The sequence below is a fragment of the Methylotenera versatilis 7 genome (assembly GCF_000799165.1).
GTDB lineage: Bacteria > Pseudomonadota > Gammaproteobacteria > Burkholderiales > Methylophilaceae > Methylotenera_A > Methylotenera_A versatilis_A.
On sequence record NZ_JUGF01000002.1, the window covers coordinates 253,057 to 266,518 of the forward strand.

Sequence of the window (13,462 nt, forward strand, 5' to 3'; positions counted from 1 at the left end):
TTATGTCTTTCAAACTTTTGTCATTCATGCACGGGCGGGAGTGGTCGTGCTAAAAAATTCTCTCGCATCAATTACATCTTTCGTAATCTGTGTTTTTAAGGCATCCAATCCGCTAAATTTCATTTCATCGCGTATTTTGTGCAGGAACTCCACATGCACATGCCTGCCGTATAAATTTTCATTAAAATCAAGAATATGCACTTCTAGTGATAGCTTTGGCACACCTGCAATCGTAGGACGCACACCTAAATTTGCAACAGCATTCAAACCGTCTAATTTTACTGCATATACACCCGTTAAGGCAGGTCGCTCATGTTTGATGTGGATGTTGGCGGTGGGGAAACCAAGCTCCCTGCCTCTTTTTGCGCCATGTACTACTTTTCCGCTGATACTATAGTGACGTCCAAGCAACCCTGAAGCCAACTGTAAGTTGCCATAAGACAAAGCGTCGCGTACGCGTGTACTGGATATGCGCTCATTCGCAAAATTAATAGGAGCAAAATCTATTAAATCAAATTGATTCGCTTTGAAATCGTCTATTGTGCCAGTGCGCCTTGCACCAAACCTAAAATCCTCGCCCACCAAAATAGTGCTAACGTGCATTTTTTCCCGCAATATTTCATCCATAAAGACTTGCGCACTTATCGCTGAGAAGTGTTGATTAAAGGCACAGACAAAGGCCTGTTCCACGCCAGCAGCAATAAAATATTCCAGCTTTTCCCGTAAATTACAGAGTCGGCTTGGTGCATTCAATGGCGTAAAAAACTCACGCGGATGTGGCTCAAAAGTCATCACGGCTGGCGTTATATTTTTAGCTTTTGCGACTTCAATCAAACGCGCTAACAAAGCCTGGTGGCCCAGATGCATGCCGTCGAAATTGCCAATCGCCAGTGCAATTGGTGACTGTAGCGTTGCAGGAATATGCCTGAACACTTGCATCAATGCTTCACTCTACGCATATAATCTCTAGGTCGAAAGCCAAGCAACAACAAGGTTGCAAAGTAACTTATCCCACCCAATGCGACCAAACCACTGATATAAGCCAAGCGCTTCATCAGTCCAAAATGCAACCATGCACGAGCATCGCCCATGGCAAAATACAGCACAATCGTCATCACGCCCAAAGCAGCAAATAATTTAGTTAAGAAAAGCAGCCAGCCCGCTTGTGGTTGATAAACTTGTGCTTTGCGTAAATGATAAAAAAGCAGTCCAGCGTTAATACAAGCACCTAAACCAATTGCCAGCGCCAAAGCAGCATGATTTAAATGCAAGCCAAAGATAAAAATCAGATTCATCAATTGCGTTGCTACCAAAGTGAATATCGCGATTTTTACGGGTGTTTTGACATTTTGCCGCGCATAAAAACCGGGCGCTAGAATCTTAACCAAAATCAAACCCAGCAAGCCAATACTGTAAGCAACAAGTGCTTGCTGCGTCATCGCAACATCAATCGCTGTAAATTTCCCATAGTGAAACAGTGTTACCACCAAAGGCGTCGCCAACACTGCCAACGCCACTGCGGCAGGCCCCGCTAAAATAAAAGTTAGCCGCAAACCCCAATCCAGTAATTGTGAGTATTCACTATCGTCACTTCCCGCATAAGCTTTAGATAAACTTGGCAGCAATATCGTGCCCAGCGCAACGCCTAACACACCTGTCGGAAACTCCATTAAACGGTCTGCGTAATACAGCCAACTGACGCTGCCAGTCGCTAAAAATGAGGCAAAAATGGTGTTAATAATCAGCGAAATTTGTGCAACTGAAACACCAAGAACCGCAGGGCCCATCAATTTTAATATGCGCCAAACGCCTTCATCATCGCGTTTAAAATCAAACTTAGGCAATAAACCAATTTGCTTTAAAAAAGGAATCTGAAAGGTTAACTGTAAAAAACCACCAATAAATACCGCCCAAGCCAGCACTTTAATTGGCTCCGCGAAGTGGTCAGCAAAGAATAGTACTGCGGCAATCATGGAAACATTCAGCCAAACCGGCGTGAATGCTGGAATGCCAAAACGATTATAAGTATTGAGTACGCCGCCAGCCATTGAAACCAGCGAGATAAAGAAAATATAAGGGAATGTGATGCGTAGCAACTCAACCGTCAGTTGCATTTTGTCCGGCTCAGCTTGGAAACCAGGCGCGATTAACGCAACAATCCAAGGCGCGGACAGCATACCCAGCAGAGTGACACCGACCAAAATAATGCCCAGCCAAGTCGCCACACGGTTAATTAAATGATGCGTCTCATCGAATGTTCGCTGGCTTTTATATTCTGCTAAAATCGGCACAAATGCTTGGCTAAATGCACCCTCTGCTGATATGCGACGCAAGAAATTGGGGATTTTAAAAGCAACAATAAAGGCATCCGTTAACATGCCAGCGCCAAACACCCGTGCAATAAGCGTATCGCGCACAAAACCCAATATGCGTGAGACAAACGTCATGCTACCAACTTTGGCTAAGGCTTTGAGTAAATTCATTTAATCGTGAATAAAGGGTGGCTCGGTTGAATAGCCAGTATTTTAACATGGCAACGTTGGTTTAAATATTCCACAGCTTCAATCTGCGCATTTAATAGCGATTAAATTCCTGTATTTAAACTGTCTTTAATAATGAAGGACATTGATCAGGTATTTTTTAGTGATTAGTTCTTGCCAAACAACTTAAAAAACACTATTATGCACGGTTTCGTATTAACACCCGCTTAAGTATTAGGATAATCAACACATGGCAAATACCGCACAAGCACGCAAACGCGCGCGTCAATCCGTAAAAGTAAACGCGCACAACTCTGCACTGCGCTCAACGCTACGTACTGCAATTAAAAAAGTACTTAAAGCGGTAGAAGCTGGTGACAAAGCTGCTGCAATGGTTACTTATCAAGAAAACGTAAGCGTGATCGATCGCATTGCGGACAAAAAAATCATCCACAAAAACAAAGCAGCTCGTCATAAAAGCCGTTTAACTGCGGCGATTAAAGCATTACCAGGTGATGCACCGGTAACGTTGGCAAAGAAAACCGTTGCAAAGCCAAAGGCAGCGCCTAAAGCTAAAGCGGCAACTGCAACTAAAGCAGCGGCAAAGCCAAAAGCTGCAGCTAAAACAAAAGCTGCTGAATAATCTAGTTTTTAATCAGTACTAATTTAAATAGTACAGAAGTTAAAAAAGCCTCGCATGCGAGGCTTTTTTATTACAGGAACATTATTGAATAACTTAAGTTAAACCTCCCCATTAAATTCAATTAATGGGCAATTAACCAATATTCAATTCACTTCGTGCAATCAATGCGGCATTAAGTACGACTTGCTTATCTTGCCCGATTACCGTGAAATGCCCCATTTTTCTGGCTTTACGCGGCTCTTCCTTACTGTATAAGTGCAGTTTTAAATTGCTGTGCACCAATGCTGCATCCCAAGCAGGTTCAGTATTATTCACCCAACTGTCGCCCAAAATATTCACCATTACTGCACTGCTATGCAAATCAGGGTTACCTAAAGCCAAGCCGGTCATCACGCGCACTTGCTGCTCAAATTGATTAGTGATGCAGGCATCAATGGTGTAATGGCCAGAGTTATGTGGGCGTGGCGCGATTTCATTCACCAGCAACCGAGTACCCACTACAAAAAATTCCACGCCCAATACGCCAGCATAATCCAGCTGATTCGCCAACTTTTTGGCCAACTCCTGCGCGTTGGCTTTGATTACTTCTGAACATCTGGCTGGTGCAATACTAATGTCTAAAATACCATTAAGATGGGTATTTTCAACGGTAGGGAAAGCGGCAATATTGCCTTGCACGTCACGCGCCAAGACCACTGAAACTTCTAAATCCAGTGGCAGCATTTGTTCCAACACGCAAACTTCCTGCTTAAATTCGACAAATGCTTGTTGCGCCTCCAACTGATTTCTTACTCGCGCCTGCCCTTTGCCATCGTAGCCAAAACGCGCCACCTTCAAAATCGCAGGGTATAACTCGCTGTCATCCCCAGGCAAATCAGTCACTGTATTGATGACGGCAAATGGTGCAACTGGCAATCCCGCTTGCTTAATGAAGTTTTTTTCTAGAACACGATTTTGTGCAATTGCCACACATTGCGCATTCGGACGCACAATCGTTGATTCAGCTAATTTTTCTAATGTAGCAGCCGGCACATTTTCAAACTCAGTCGTCACAGCTGCGCAAGTATCTGCCATTGCTTTAAGCGCTACAGCGTCATCGTAAGCTGCACACAAATGCACATCAGCTATTTTACCTGCCGGACTATTTTTATCTGGATCAAGCACCGTTACTTTGTAGCCCATCTCATGTGCAGCGGTTACAAAAAAGCGCCCCAACTGCCCGCCACCTAGCATGCCTAACATCGCTGGCGGAGCAATGGCTTTAAGCGTTTTTTCTTGCGATAGATTTTTTTGGAGGTTGTTCAAATTCAGATTTACTTGGCCGTTACTCATGGCTTCTCACTTAACTCCATGGCATGCACTTTATCGCTTTGTTTTACTCGGAACTCTGCTAACCTCTTCGCCAAATTCGCATCATGATTTGCCAAAATTGATACTGCAAACAAGCCAGCATTTGCTGCGCCGGCATCGCCAATTGCAAATGTAGCAACGGGGATACCTTTTGGCATCTGCACAATAGAGAGTAATGAGTCCTGCCCTTGCAAATGCTTACTTGGCACTGGCACACCCAACACCGGTAATGTCGTTTTAGCCGCAACCATTCCTGGCAAATGTGCAGCACCGCCTGCACCAGCAATGATGATTTGGTAACCTTGTTTATGTGCATTTTCTGCAAACTCAAACATCAAATCAGGCGTGCGATGCGCAGAAACCACTTTAGCCTCATAAGGCACCCCAAAATCCGCCAACATTTGTGCGGCATTTTTCATTACAGGCCAATCACTGTCGGAACCCATAACAATGGCTACTAAAGGTTTACTCATTCCAATACTCTCACTCAATAATGATTAAATATGGCTTCGGCTACTCACTTCGTTCACTTAGCCTACACCGCAATAGGTATTGCTAAAGCAATATCATATTGTCTCGATGGATTAATTCCGACTCTTCTACATAACCCAAAATATGTTCAATTTCACTGCTGGCTTTACGTTTAATGCGTTGAGTGTCGCTCGAATTATAATTAACGATACCGCGCGCCACTTCAACGCCAGACTCATTGACACAGGCAACCACATCGCCACGCTCAAAGTTACCTTGCACCTCAGTCACGCCAATTGGCAATAAACTTTTACCGTCTGTTTTCAGCACTTTTACGGCACCCGCATCAAGCACAAGCTTGCCACCTAAGCGCAAATGGTCTGCCAGCCATTGTTTTTTGGCCAAGGTTTTCATTTGCGTAGCTTTTAAATGCGTGCCGATTGCTTCGCCTTGGCTTAATCGCAACAACACATCTGGCTCACGACCCGATGCAATGATGGTATGTGCGCCACTTTTAGCCGCTCGTTTTGCTGCCAATATCTTAGTTAACATGCCACCAGTGCCGACATTACTGCCTGCACCACCTGCCATTTTTTCCAGCTCAAGATTTCCAGCAGTCTCGAAATTGATAAACTGTGCCGTTTTATCTTTGCGCGGATCAGCAGAATACAAGCCTTGCTGATCGGTTAAAATCACCAATGTATCGGCTTCAATCAAGTTGGCAACCAGTGCGGCTAAAGTATCGTTATCTCCAAAACGAATCTCTTCCGTTACCACCGTATCATTTTCGTTGATAATCGGAATCACGTTTAAAGCCAGCAGGGTTTTTAATGTGCTGCGCGCATTTAAGTAACGTTTTCTGTCTGCCAAGTCCTCATGCGTCAACAGCAATTGTGCCGTGTGCAAACCATGTAGCGCAAAGCAACTTTCATACATTTGCACCAAACCCATTTGGCCTACCGCCGCTGCGGCTTGCAACTCGTTCACCTCTACCGGACGCTTTTTCCAGCCAAGCCGCTGCATGCCTTCTGCCACTGCTCCGCTTGAAACCAGCACCACCTGCTTACCTTGCTTAACCAGTGCGCTGATTTGTGCAGCCCATGCGGCAATTGCCGCTCTGTCTAAACCTTCACCATTATTCGTAACAAGGCTAGAGCCGACTTTTACAATTAAAGTTTTGGTGTTAATCAGTAATGATTGGCTCATTTTTCTGAGTTTCAGTTTCGCTAGTTTCTAATTGACTAGATTCCTCTTGTGCAGCTTTTTTCACGGCATCCAGATGATCCATCATCGCATAAGTCAGCTCTTTACAACCAACGCCGCTAATGGCGGAAATTGCAAATACAGGGCCTTTCCAGCCATAATCTTTAACAAATTTCTTCACGACATCCTTGCTGTCTTCCAGCATATCTGTCTTGTTTAACACCAGCCAACGTGGCTTGTTATATAGCTCTTCGTCATACTTCTTAAGCTCATTCACAATCGCTTTAGCTTCAGCAACTGGGTCAGTAGCTTCATCAAATGGCGCAATATCCACCAGATGTAAAAGTAGCGAAGTGCGCGCCAGATGCCGCAAGAACTGATGTCCCAAACCAGCACCCTCTGCCGCACCCTCAATCAAACCCGGCACATCGGCAATCACAAAACTGCGCTCGGCATCCACACGCACCACACCTAAATTAGGATGCAAAGTGGTAAATGGATAATCGGCGACTTTGGGCTTTGCGGCAGAAACGGAACGAATGAATGTTGATTTTCCTGCATTGGGCATGCCGAGCAAACCGACATCGGCCAACACTTTAAGCTCCATATACAGCTCAAACTCTTCGCCTGGCTCGCCTTTGGTACATTGGCGTGGTGAGCGGTTGATAGACGATTTAAAATGCACATTACCTAAACCGTTGTTACCACCTTTTGCCAGCAATACTTTACGACCATGTGTATCTAAATCAACAATCATGCGCTCAGTGGCTTTATCAGAGATTACCGTGCCGACAGGCACACGCAGAATGGTATCTTCACCTTTTGCGCCATAACACTCCGCGCCGCGACCATTTTCCCCGCGCTGCCCTCTAAACGTACGCGTGTAGCGGTAATCGACCAAGGTATTAATATTGCGATCGGCGATTGCATAAATTGAACCGCCTTTACCGCCATCCCCGCCGTTAGGTCCGCCCATTGGCTCGTATTTTTCGCGCCTGAACGTGGCAACGCCGTTGCCGCCATCGCCTGCGTAGACTTTAATCGTTGCTTCATCAATAAATTTCATAGCTTAGTGTGTACCGAGTGTAAGGTAGACCAAATATAAAGTGTACCTGATATAGGTATACCGAATATTTAGAGTGTACCAAATAAAAAAGCCCCATCAAACGATGAGGCTTTAATAAAGTTACTTAAATTTAAACTGCAACAATGCTTACAGTGTGGCGTTTTAACGCACCTTTAATCGCAAAAGTCACTTTACCTTCAATTTTTGCAAATAGCGTGTGATCTTTACCCATGCCAACATTTTCACCAGCGTGCATTTTAGTGCCGCGTTGACGCACGATAATGCTGCCTGCTGAAACAACTGTTTCACCAAATGCTTTAACGCCTAAACGTTGTGAGTGTGAGTCGCGACCGTTACGTGAACTACCGCCTGCTTTTTTGTGTGCCATGATTTAATCCTTTAATTCTTCAGTGAATTTAATAAATTCACGGTTTTATATTCAAAGTTCAGTTATTCTGCCAATTTAGGCGCTTTGGCTTTTGCTGCTTTTGGAGCAGATGCACCAGCCGCTAAAATTTCACCAATTTGAATCTCTGTAAAACTTTGGCGATGGCCTTGAGTTTTACGGTAATGTTTACGGCGGCGAAATTTAAAAATCATCACCTTGTCTGCACGGCCATGTGAAAGCACGGTTGCGCTCACAGTTGCACCAGCAATTAAAGGCGCACCAATCGTTGTGTTTGCTGCGTCAGAAATCATCAACACTTTGTCGATAACTACTGTACTGCCTACATCACCAACGATTTTTTCTACTTTAAGTCTCTCACCGGCAACTACTTTGTATTGTTTGCCACCTGTTTTAATTACTGCGTACATGGTTTTGACCTTGCTTCTACACGTTCAAATGAATCGCGCATTATACTTAAATTAAGACACATTGCAAACCTTAAATCACAATTATTCACGATGATGAATTCATTGAAAGTCTTGAAGATAGAGCGCGATTGCCTGTGTTAAAATAATCACAATTATATTGGCTTTTTATTATTGGCGCATCGTGTGGCTTTAAACCCTATTCAATCTTCAATTTCGCTTGATATGCAAGCGGTCGACACTGTTATTCGCACCTCACTTTATTCTGAAGTTAGCTTGATTAACACTATTGGCGAACACATTATTAATGGTGGTGGCAAACGCTTGCGACCTTCACTGGTGCTACTATCGGCCGGCATTTTCGGCCCTATTCAACCGCATCACCATGAGCTTGCTGCCATCGTAGAGTTTATTCACACCGCTACATTACTGCACGATGACGTGGTAGATGAATCAGCTATGCGTCGCGGCAAAAGCACTGCAAACCATCTTTTCGGCAACGCGGCGAGCGTATTAGTAGGCGACTTTTTATATTCACGCGCATTTCAAATGATGGTGCAATTAAAAAACATGCGTGTAATGGACATTCTGTCTCAGGCGACTAATGTGATTGCCGAAGGTGAAGTACTGCAACTGCTGAACATTCATAATGCAGACATTACCGAACAGCAATATATAAAAGTGATTCATTACAAAACGGCAAAGTTATTTGAAGCCGCCATGCGCTTAGGTGCGGTTATTAATAACGCCAGTCGTGAAGATGAGGATGCGCTTGCACTTTATGGCATGAAACTTGGCACTGCTTTTCAGCTAGTCGATGATGTGCTGGACTTAAGCGGTGACGTGGAAAAAATTGGCAAAAATTTAGGTGACGACTTAAGTGAAGGCAAACCAACTTTGCCTTTGCTTTATGCTATGCACAAAAGCACACCAGAAAATGCCGCCATTGTGCGCAAAGCTATACAGCTGGGCGGCCTAGAAAGTTTGGATGCGGTACTTGCTGCGGTAAAGGCCACTAACGCCAGCGAATATGTATTAAGTTTAGCCAGATCAGAGTCAGAAGAAGGATGTGCCGCAATCGCACATTTGCCAGATTCTATTTACAAAAAAGCGTTAATGGATTTGGCGGCTTTTGCGGTTGAACGGAGTTTTTAATCGCAAATTAATCCACCTGTGTAATCAGGTCGGCATTGTAAACGTTGCTTTTGAGTTGGAGTTTGGCTAGCACGTCGAGCGTCCTCTGCAGCTATTTGCGCTCTTTCAGCTGCTATTCTTGCTTGTTTTGAAGCAATTACGCCTTGCTCAGCAGCAATCACTTGCCTTTCAAGCAGCTTCATTTTTTTATCTTCATTTGCTTTAGCTTCTTTTTGCAGTTGAAATTCTTTAGCCCTTTCTTGCCGGGCCAATCTCTCGCGTTCTTCATCTGCATTTTTTTGCCTTTCTCTTTCAAATACGGCATCTACTCTCCCCTGAGCTTTCAACCGATCTTCTTCAGAAACATCTGCATCCTTACGAACTTTACCTACAGTAGTTGTTGAGCAGGGATTATTTTGATATGAAATTTTGTTATTCGCATCTTTACATTTAAATATCTCAGCATTCACTTGCAATGCAATCAACATTCCAAACAAAAATATCAAATTTTTCATAATTACCCCTAAAATCTAATTCAACGTAATCGGTTCGCCACTTTCCGCATGGAAATAGCTTAAATGGGCGCAATCGCTGGTGCCGTTGGTTAACGTGCCATCAAACAAGGCCGTTCCATCTACGTCCACCACCGCATAACCATTGTGATACAGCGTCACTTCTGCCAGCTTAGCTGTGATGACTTTGTCTTTTGCATGAGCAGATGCATGGTCATGCAATTCACGTAGCGCAAAGCTAATGCATGTTTCTTCCTCATCTTCTCCATACACTTCCCACAGCTTGCCGCCAGTTAACTGCTTCAACCAGCCTGGCAAGTCGACTTCTACGCGACAAATAATCGGCTCATCCCAAGCGGGATGATTAATGGCATTCAACTCAACGAGCTCTTTGATATTTAATTGTGATTCTTTTTGATTGGTCATATTGTTTCCTAAACACTTACATCATCATTCCAACATTAAATGGTGCCAATTGACTCAAATTCAAGCTTGAATTTTATTAACCTTAACTCTCGTTATAAATATTTCAAGCAATATTAACGCCACAGTTCAGCCAAAGTTGCACAGTTTGTTTAACGATGCGATGATTGCACTAGTTTACATCAACTTTTAAGGGCCCCTGGGGTAAGTATGTTTGATTTTTTAACGCCATTGTCTGATTTACTCCATGCCGAACCGACTGTTTTTGTGACCTTTTCGGTCATATTCGGCCTAATGGTTGGCAGCTTTTTAAACGTAGTGATTCATCGACTGCCTATCATGATGGAGAATACGGAAGAAGCGTACTTTCAACAACGACAAGCCTTAGCAGCCGATTTAAGCGAAGCTGAATTAAATGCATTACCTCAACCGCCAAAATATAACATCGTCACCCCGCGTTCTGCCTGCCCCAAATGTGGGCACAAAATTAGCGCAATGGAAAATATCCCTATCATCAGCTATTTAATATTGGGCGGAAAATGTAAAGGATGTAAAACTAAAATCAGTATGCGCTACCCGTTAATAGAGGCATTAACTGGCACGCTAATTGGTGCAGCTGCTTATGTTTACGGCTATGGCGAGACAACGCCTTTTATATTTGTTTTTATCTTTGCGCTCATCGCTTTAACATTTATCGACTTAGACACTTTTTTACTGCCAGACGACATCGTTTTACCATTGCTATGGCTAGGGCTTTTATTTAATTTAAATACTGGATTTACAGATTTACAATCAGCCGTCATCGGCGCCATGGCTGGTTATATGATTTTATGGATTGTTTTTTGGCTATTTAAGCTGATAAGAGGCAAAGAAGGCATGGGATATGGCGATTTTAAATTACTGGCCGCAATTGGTGCTTGGTTTGGCTGGCAAATGTTACCTGCGGTGATTTTATTAAGCTCAGTTGCCGGCTCTTTAATTGGCATTTACTTTATGTTGTTCAAAGGTAAAAACAAAGATTACGCGATACCTTTTGGCCCATATTTAGCGCTTGGCGGCATTGCGGCACTATTTTTTGGGCAACAATTAGCCAGCTTTTATCTGCCGCATTGAATATTGGTTAAACAATGTTTGTTGTTGCTTTAACGGGTGGAATTGGTAGCGGTAAATCAGAAGCTGCAAAAATATTTGCAGAACTCGGTATACCAATTACTGATGTAGATGCTATTTCACACCAATTAACTTCGGCAAACCAGCCATTAATTCCTGTTTTAGCGGCTAACTTTGGTAATCAATACATTACATCAGATGGCACACTGAACCGTACAGCCATGCGTGACTTGGTCTTTTCTGACCAAAATGCGTTAGCAAAACTGAATGCCATTTTGCACCCAGCTATCTATGATGAAGCCATCAAGCAACTACAGCAAAATATACATGCACCGTATCAAATTTTAGTGATACCACTTTTATTTGAAAGCCCACGTTATTCACCCCATATTAGCCGTATTTTAGTCATCGATTGTGATGAACAAATACAGGTTGAACGGGTCAAAAAACGCAGCAGCTTGCCTGAATCACAAATCATGCAAATTATCAAAACGCAAACATCTCGAAAACAACGACTTGAGTTAGCAGATGATGTGATTGAAAATAACGGAAATGTGGATGAGTTACGCGAAAAAATAATCCTGATTCATAAAAAATACATTAATACTTGCATACTTAGCAAAACAATCTCATAATTCACCTCAATTTAATATTATAAGTAAGCAGACTTTTTATACGCTACGATGTCTAGCTACGAATTTCCTTTTAATGAACGTATACGCACACTTTTGAGATTAGAAGACCTCTTCTCAAAAGTCCTGCTCAACGTTGATGCTGGCCATCAGCACAACCACCATAGCGCGCTCATTTCCCTGTTGCAAATGTTAGACATCATCGATCGCGCTGATCTTAAAATGGATTTAGTGCAGGAATTAGATCGCCAAAGACTGGCCATGCAAAATCTGCGCGGCAATCCGGTCATTGCTGAAGCCGTGTTAGATAAAATACTCAAACAGATTGGCGCCTGCTCCACTACCTTACGTAGCGACAGTCTAAAACTAGGCCAACACTTACGCGAAAATGAGTGGCTGATGAGCATTAAGCAGCGCGTGAATATCCCTGGCGGCGTATGTCAATTTGATTTACCGTCCTATCATCACTGGTTGAATCTCGAAAGCACGCGTCGCAAACAAGATTTTGATGGCTGGCTGACCAAATTAATGCCCATGTACGATGCTATTAAAACCATACTGCATATATTGCGCGGCAGTGGCGCTGCTTCTAAGCATCATGCAGACCGTGGCTTTTTCCAGCAAATGCTGGGCGGTGCCAAGCCCGCACAAATGCTGATTATTCAAATGGATGATGATTGCCCTTGCTTTCCTGAAGTGAGCGCCAACAAATACGCCATTAACGTACGTTTTAACGGTTTAGACTTTGTTCAAAAACCCAGACAATGCGACCACGCCATTGATTTTACGATGACCCTATGTAATCTTTAGGTTTGATATAATCTCTAGCTTCAATATCGATTTTGATATCAATTTTAAAAGTTAGCTCGAAATGTCTGATGTAAAACCCCGTTTAGTTGCCTGCCCACATTGCAAAAAACTCATCGAATATAGCCTTAACAACAAATTCCGTCCTTTCTGCTCCGAGCGATGCCAGATGATTGATTTAGGTGATTGGGCGAATGAAAATTATAAAATCCCTGACAACTCGCCCCCGAGCCCTGAAGATGAACTCAACTGAGCATGTCATTACTTTTCATTTGAATTTATCACCTTAAACACTTGTCATAGTTCTTTGGCTTGCAATTTCGCAACATTTAAATTTACATAAAATATATCATGATGAAAAATCTATTCAGAACAATAGCTTGTATATTTTTCTTGGCAATAGGCAATGCTCAAGCCGAGGTTGTTATCAGTGATGCCTGGGTTCGGGCGAATGCACCTGGACAAAGTGTTGGCGCGGCCTACATGACACTTAAAAGCCCGCAAGACAGCAATTTATTTCACGTGGAAAGCCCAGCTGCTGGCTCGGTTGAAATTCACAGCATGAGCGTAACAAATGGTGTGATGAAAATGCGTGCGCTAGAAACTTTACCACTGCAAGCGGGGAAGCCGGAAAAACTGGCTCCAGGTGGATTTCATTTGATGTTATTTGACTTAAAGAAACCGCTTAAAGCAGGAGAGCAAGCGACGTTTACTTTAAGCTTTAAAGATAAGACGGGAAAAATCACACATCAAGACGTCGTTTTGCCAATTCAAGAGGCGAATTAACGTCTTTTTAATAACATTAATCAGCTGGTTTT

At 43.2% G+C, this 13,462-nt stretch carries 17 protein-coding genes; 7 read left to right on the plus strand and 10 right to left on the minus strand.

Translation table 11 applies throughout. The annotated features are described in order from the left end of the window. Window positions 1-24 precede the first annotated feature (24 nt). Together K370_RS05200 and murJ are read right to left on the minus strand one after the other, a co-directional pair. On the minus strand, window positions 25-939 hold the full coding sequence (locus K370_RS05200) for a bifunctional riboflavin kinase/FAD synthetase (RefSeq protein WP_047539549.1): 915 nt from the start codon (window positions 937-939) through the stop codon (window positions 25-27). Further along, a complete protein-coding gene (murJ, locus tag K370_RS05205) occupies window positions 939-2,483 on the minus strand; it encodes a murein biosynthesis integral membrane protein MurJ (RefSeq protein ID WP_047539551.1) in 1,545 nt (514 codons plus the stop codon). The genes K370_RS05200 and murJ overlap by 1 nt, the downstream gene beginning before the upstream one ends. A gap of 247 nt (window positions 2,484-2,730) precedes the next feature. Between murJ and rpsT the strand changes: the two genes are divergently transcribed. Next, entirely contained in the window at window positions 2,731-3,123 is a 393-nt protein-coding gene (gene rpsT, locus K370_RS05210) for a 30S ribosomal protein S20 (protein ID WP_081977164.1), read from the plus strand. Between the two features lie 132 nt (window positions 3,124-3,255). Here rpsT and K370_RS05215 read toward each other — a convergent pair whose 3' ends face one another. The 6 genes from K370_RS05215 to rplU all read right to left on the minus strand — a co-directional run bounded on the left by K370_RS05215 (window position 3,256) and on the right by rplU (window position 8,029). Next, window positions 3,256-4,455: a 5-(carboxyamino)imidazole ribonucleotide synthase gene (locus K370_RS05215; RefSeq protein ID WP_047539553.1), complete on the minus strand. Its 1,200-nt coding sequence runs from the start codon at window positions 4,453-4,455 to the stop codon at window positions 3,256-3,258. Continuing rightward, the gene (purE, locus tag K370_RS05220) at window positions 4,452-4,946 is read right to left on the minus strand and encodes a 5-(carboxyamino)imidazole ribonucleotide mutase (RefSeq protein WP_047539555.1); all 495 of its coding nucleotides are present in this window, start codon (window positions 4,944-4,946) and stop codon (window positions 4,452-4,454) included. Before purE ends, K370_RS05215 begins: the two co-directional genes overlap by 4 nt. Window positions 4,947-5,028: 82 nt before the next feature. Beyond that, on the minus strand, window positions 5,029-6,150 hold the full coding sequence (proB, locus tag K370_RS05225; RefSeq protein WP_047539557.1) for a glutamate 5-kinase: 1,122 nt from the start codon (window positions 6,148-6,150) through the stop codon (window positions 5,029-5,031). Then, window positions 6,128-7,213, minus strand: a complete 1,086-nt coding sequence (gene cgtA, locus K370_RS05230) for an Obg family GTPase CgtA (RefSeq protein WP_047539559.1) — start codon at window positions 7,211-7,213, stop codon at window positions 6,128-6,130. Before cgtA ends, proB begins: the two co-directional genes overlap by 23 nt. A 130-nt stretch (window positions 7,214-7,343) precedes the next feature. Beyond that, complete coding sequence (gene rpmA / locus K370_RS05235; RefSeq protein WP_020167785.1) at window positions 7,344-7,601, minus strand: 50S ribosomal protein L27; 258 nt, start codon at window positions 7,599-7,601, stop codon at window positions 7,344-7,346. Between the two features lie 62 nt (window positions 7,602-7,663). After that, window positions 7,664-8,029, minus strand: a complete 366-nt coding sequence (rplU, locus tag K370_RS05240; protein WP_047539562.1) for a 50S ribosomal protein L21 — start codon at window positions 8,027-8,029, stop codon at window positions 7,664-7,666. 222 nt (window positions 8,030-8,251) lie between these two features. On the opposite strand from rplU, the gene K370_RS05245 reads away from it, so the two are divergent. Further along, window positions 8,252-9,181, plus strand: a complete 930-nt coding sequence (locus K370_RS05245; protein ID WP_200883485.1) for a polyprenyl synthetase family protein — start codon at window positions 8,252-8,254, stop codon at window positions 9,179-9,181. Here the strand turns inward: K370_RS05245 and K370_RS05250 are convergent. Beyond that, a complete protein-coding gene (locus K370_RS05250) occupies window positions 9,178-9,675 on the minus strand; it encodes a DUF4124 domain-containing protein (protein WP_047539565.1) in 498 nt (165 codons plus the stop codon). The two genes, K370_RS05245 and K370_RS05250, sit on opposite strands and share 4 nt — an antisense overlap. Window positions 9,676-9,690: 15 nt before the next feature. Then, entirely contained in the window at window positions 9,691-10,098 is a 408-nt protein-coding gene (locus tag K370_RS05255; protein ID WP_047539567.1) for a hypothetical protein, read from the minus strand. 207 nt (window positions 10,099-10,305) lie between these two features. Between K370_RS05255 and K370_RS05260 the strand changes: the two genes are divergently transcribed. From K370_RS05260 to K370_RS05275, 5 genes are all read left to right on the plus strand, one after another. Continuing rightward, entirely contained in the window at window positions 10,306-11,208 is a 903-nt protein-coding gene (locus K370_RS05260) for a prepilin peptidase (protein WP_047539569.1), read from the plus strand. 14 nt (window positions 11,209-11,222) lie between these two features. After that, window positions 11,223-11,840 (plus strand): dephospho-CoA kinase, encoded by a 618-nt coding sequence (gene coaE, locus K370_RS05265; RefSeq protein WP_047539571.1) that lies wholly within the window; start codon window positions 11,223-11,225, stop codon window positions 11,838-11,840. A 48-nt stretch (window positions 11,841-11,888) separates the two neighbouring features. Beyond that, the gene (zapD, locus tag K370_RS05270; protein ID WP_047539573.1) at window positions 11,889-12,647 is read left to right on the plus strand and encodes a cell division protein ZapD; all 759 of its coding nucleotides are present in this window, start codon (window positions 11,889-11,891) and stop codon (window positions 12,645-12,647) included. Window positions 12,648-12,708: 61 nt separating this feature from the next. Then, entirely contained in the window at window positions 12,709-12,897 is a 189-nt protein-coding gene (locus K370_RS12065; RefSeq protein ID WP_081977165.1) for a DNA gyrase inhibitor YacG, read from the plus strand. A gap of 98 nt (window positions 12,898-12,995) precedes the next feature. Then, complete coding sequence (locus K370_RS05275; RefSeq protein ID WP_419177393.1) at window positions 12,996-13,430, plus strand: copper chaperone PCu(A)C; 435 nt, start codon at window positions 12,996-12,998, stop codon at window positions 13,428-13,430. The last annotated feature ends 32 nt before the right edge of the window (window positions 13,431-13,462 follow it).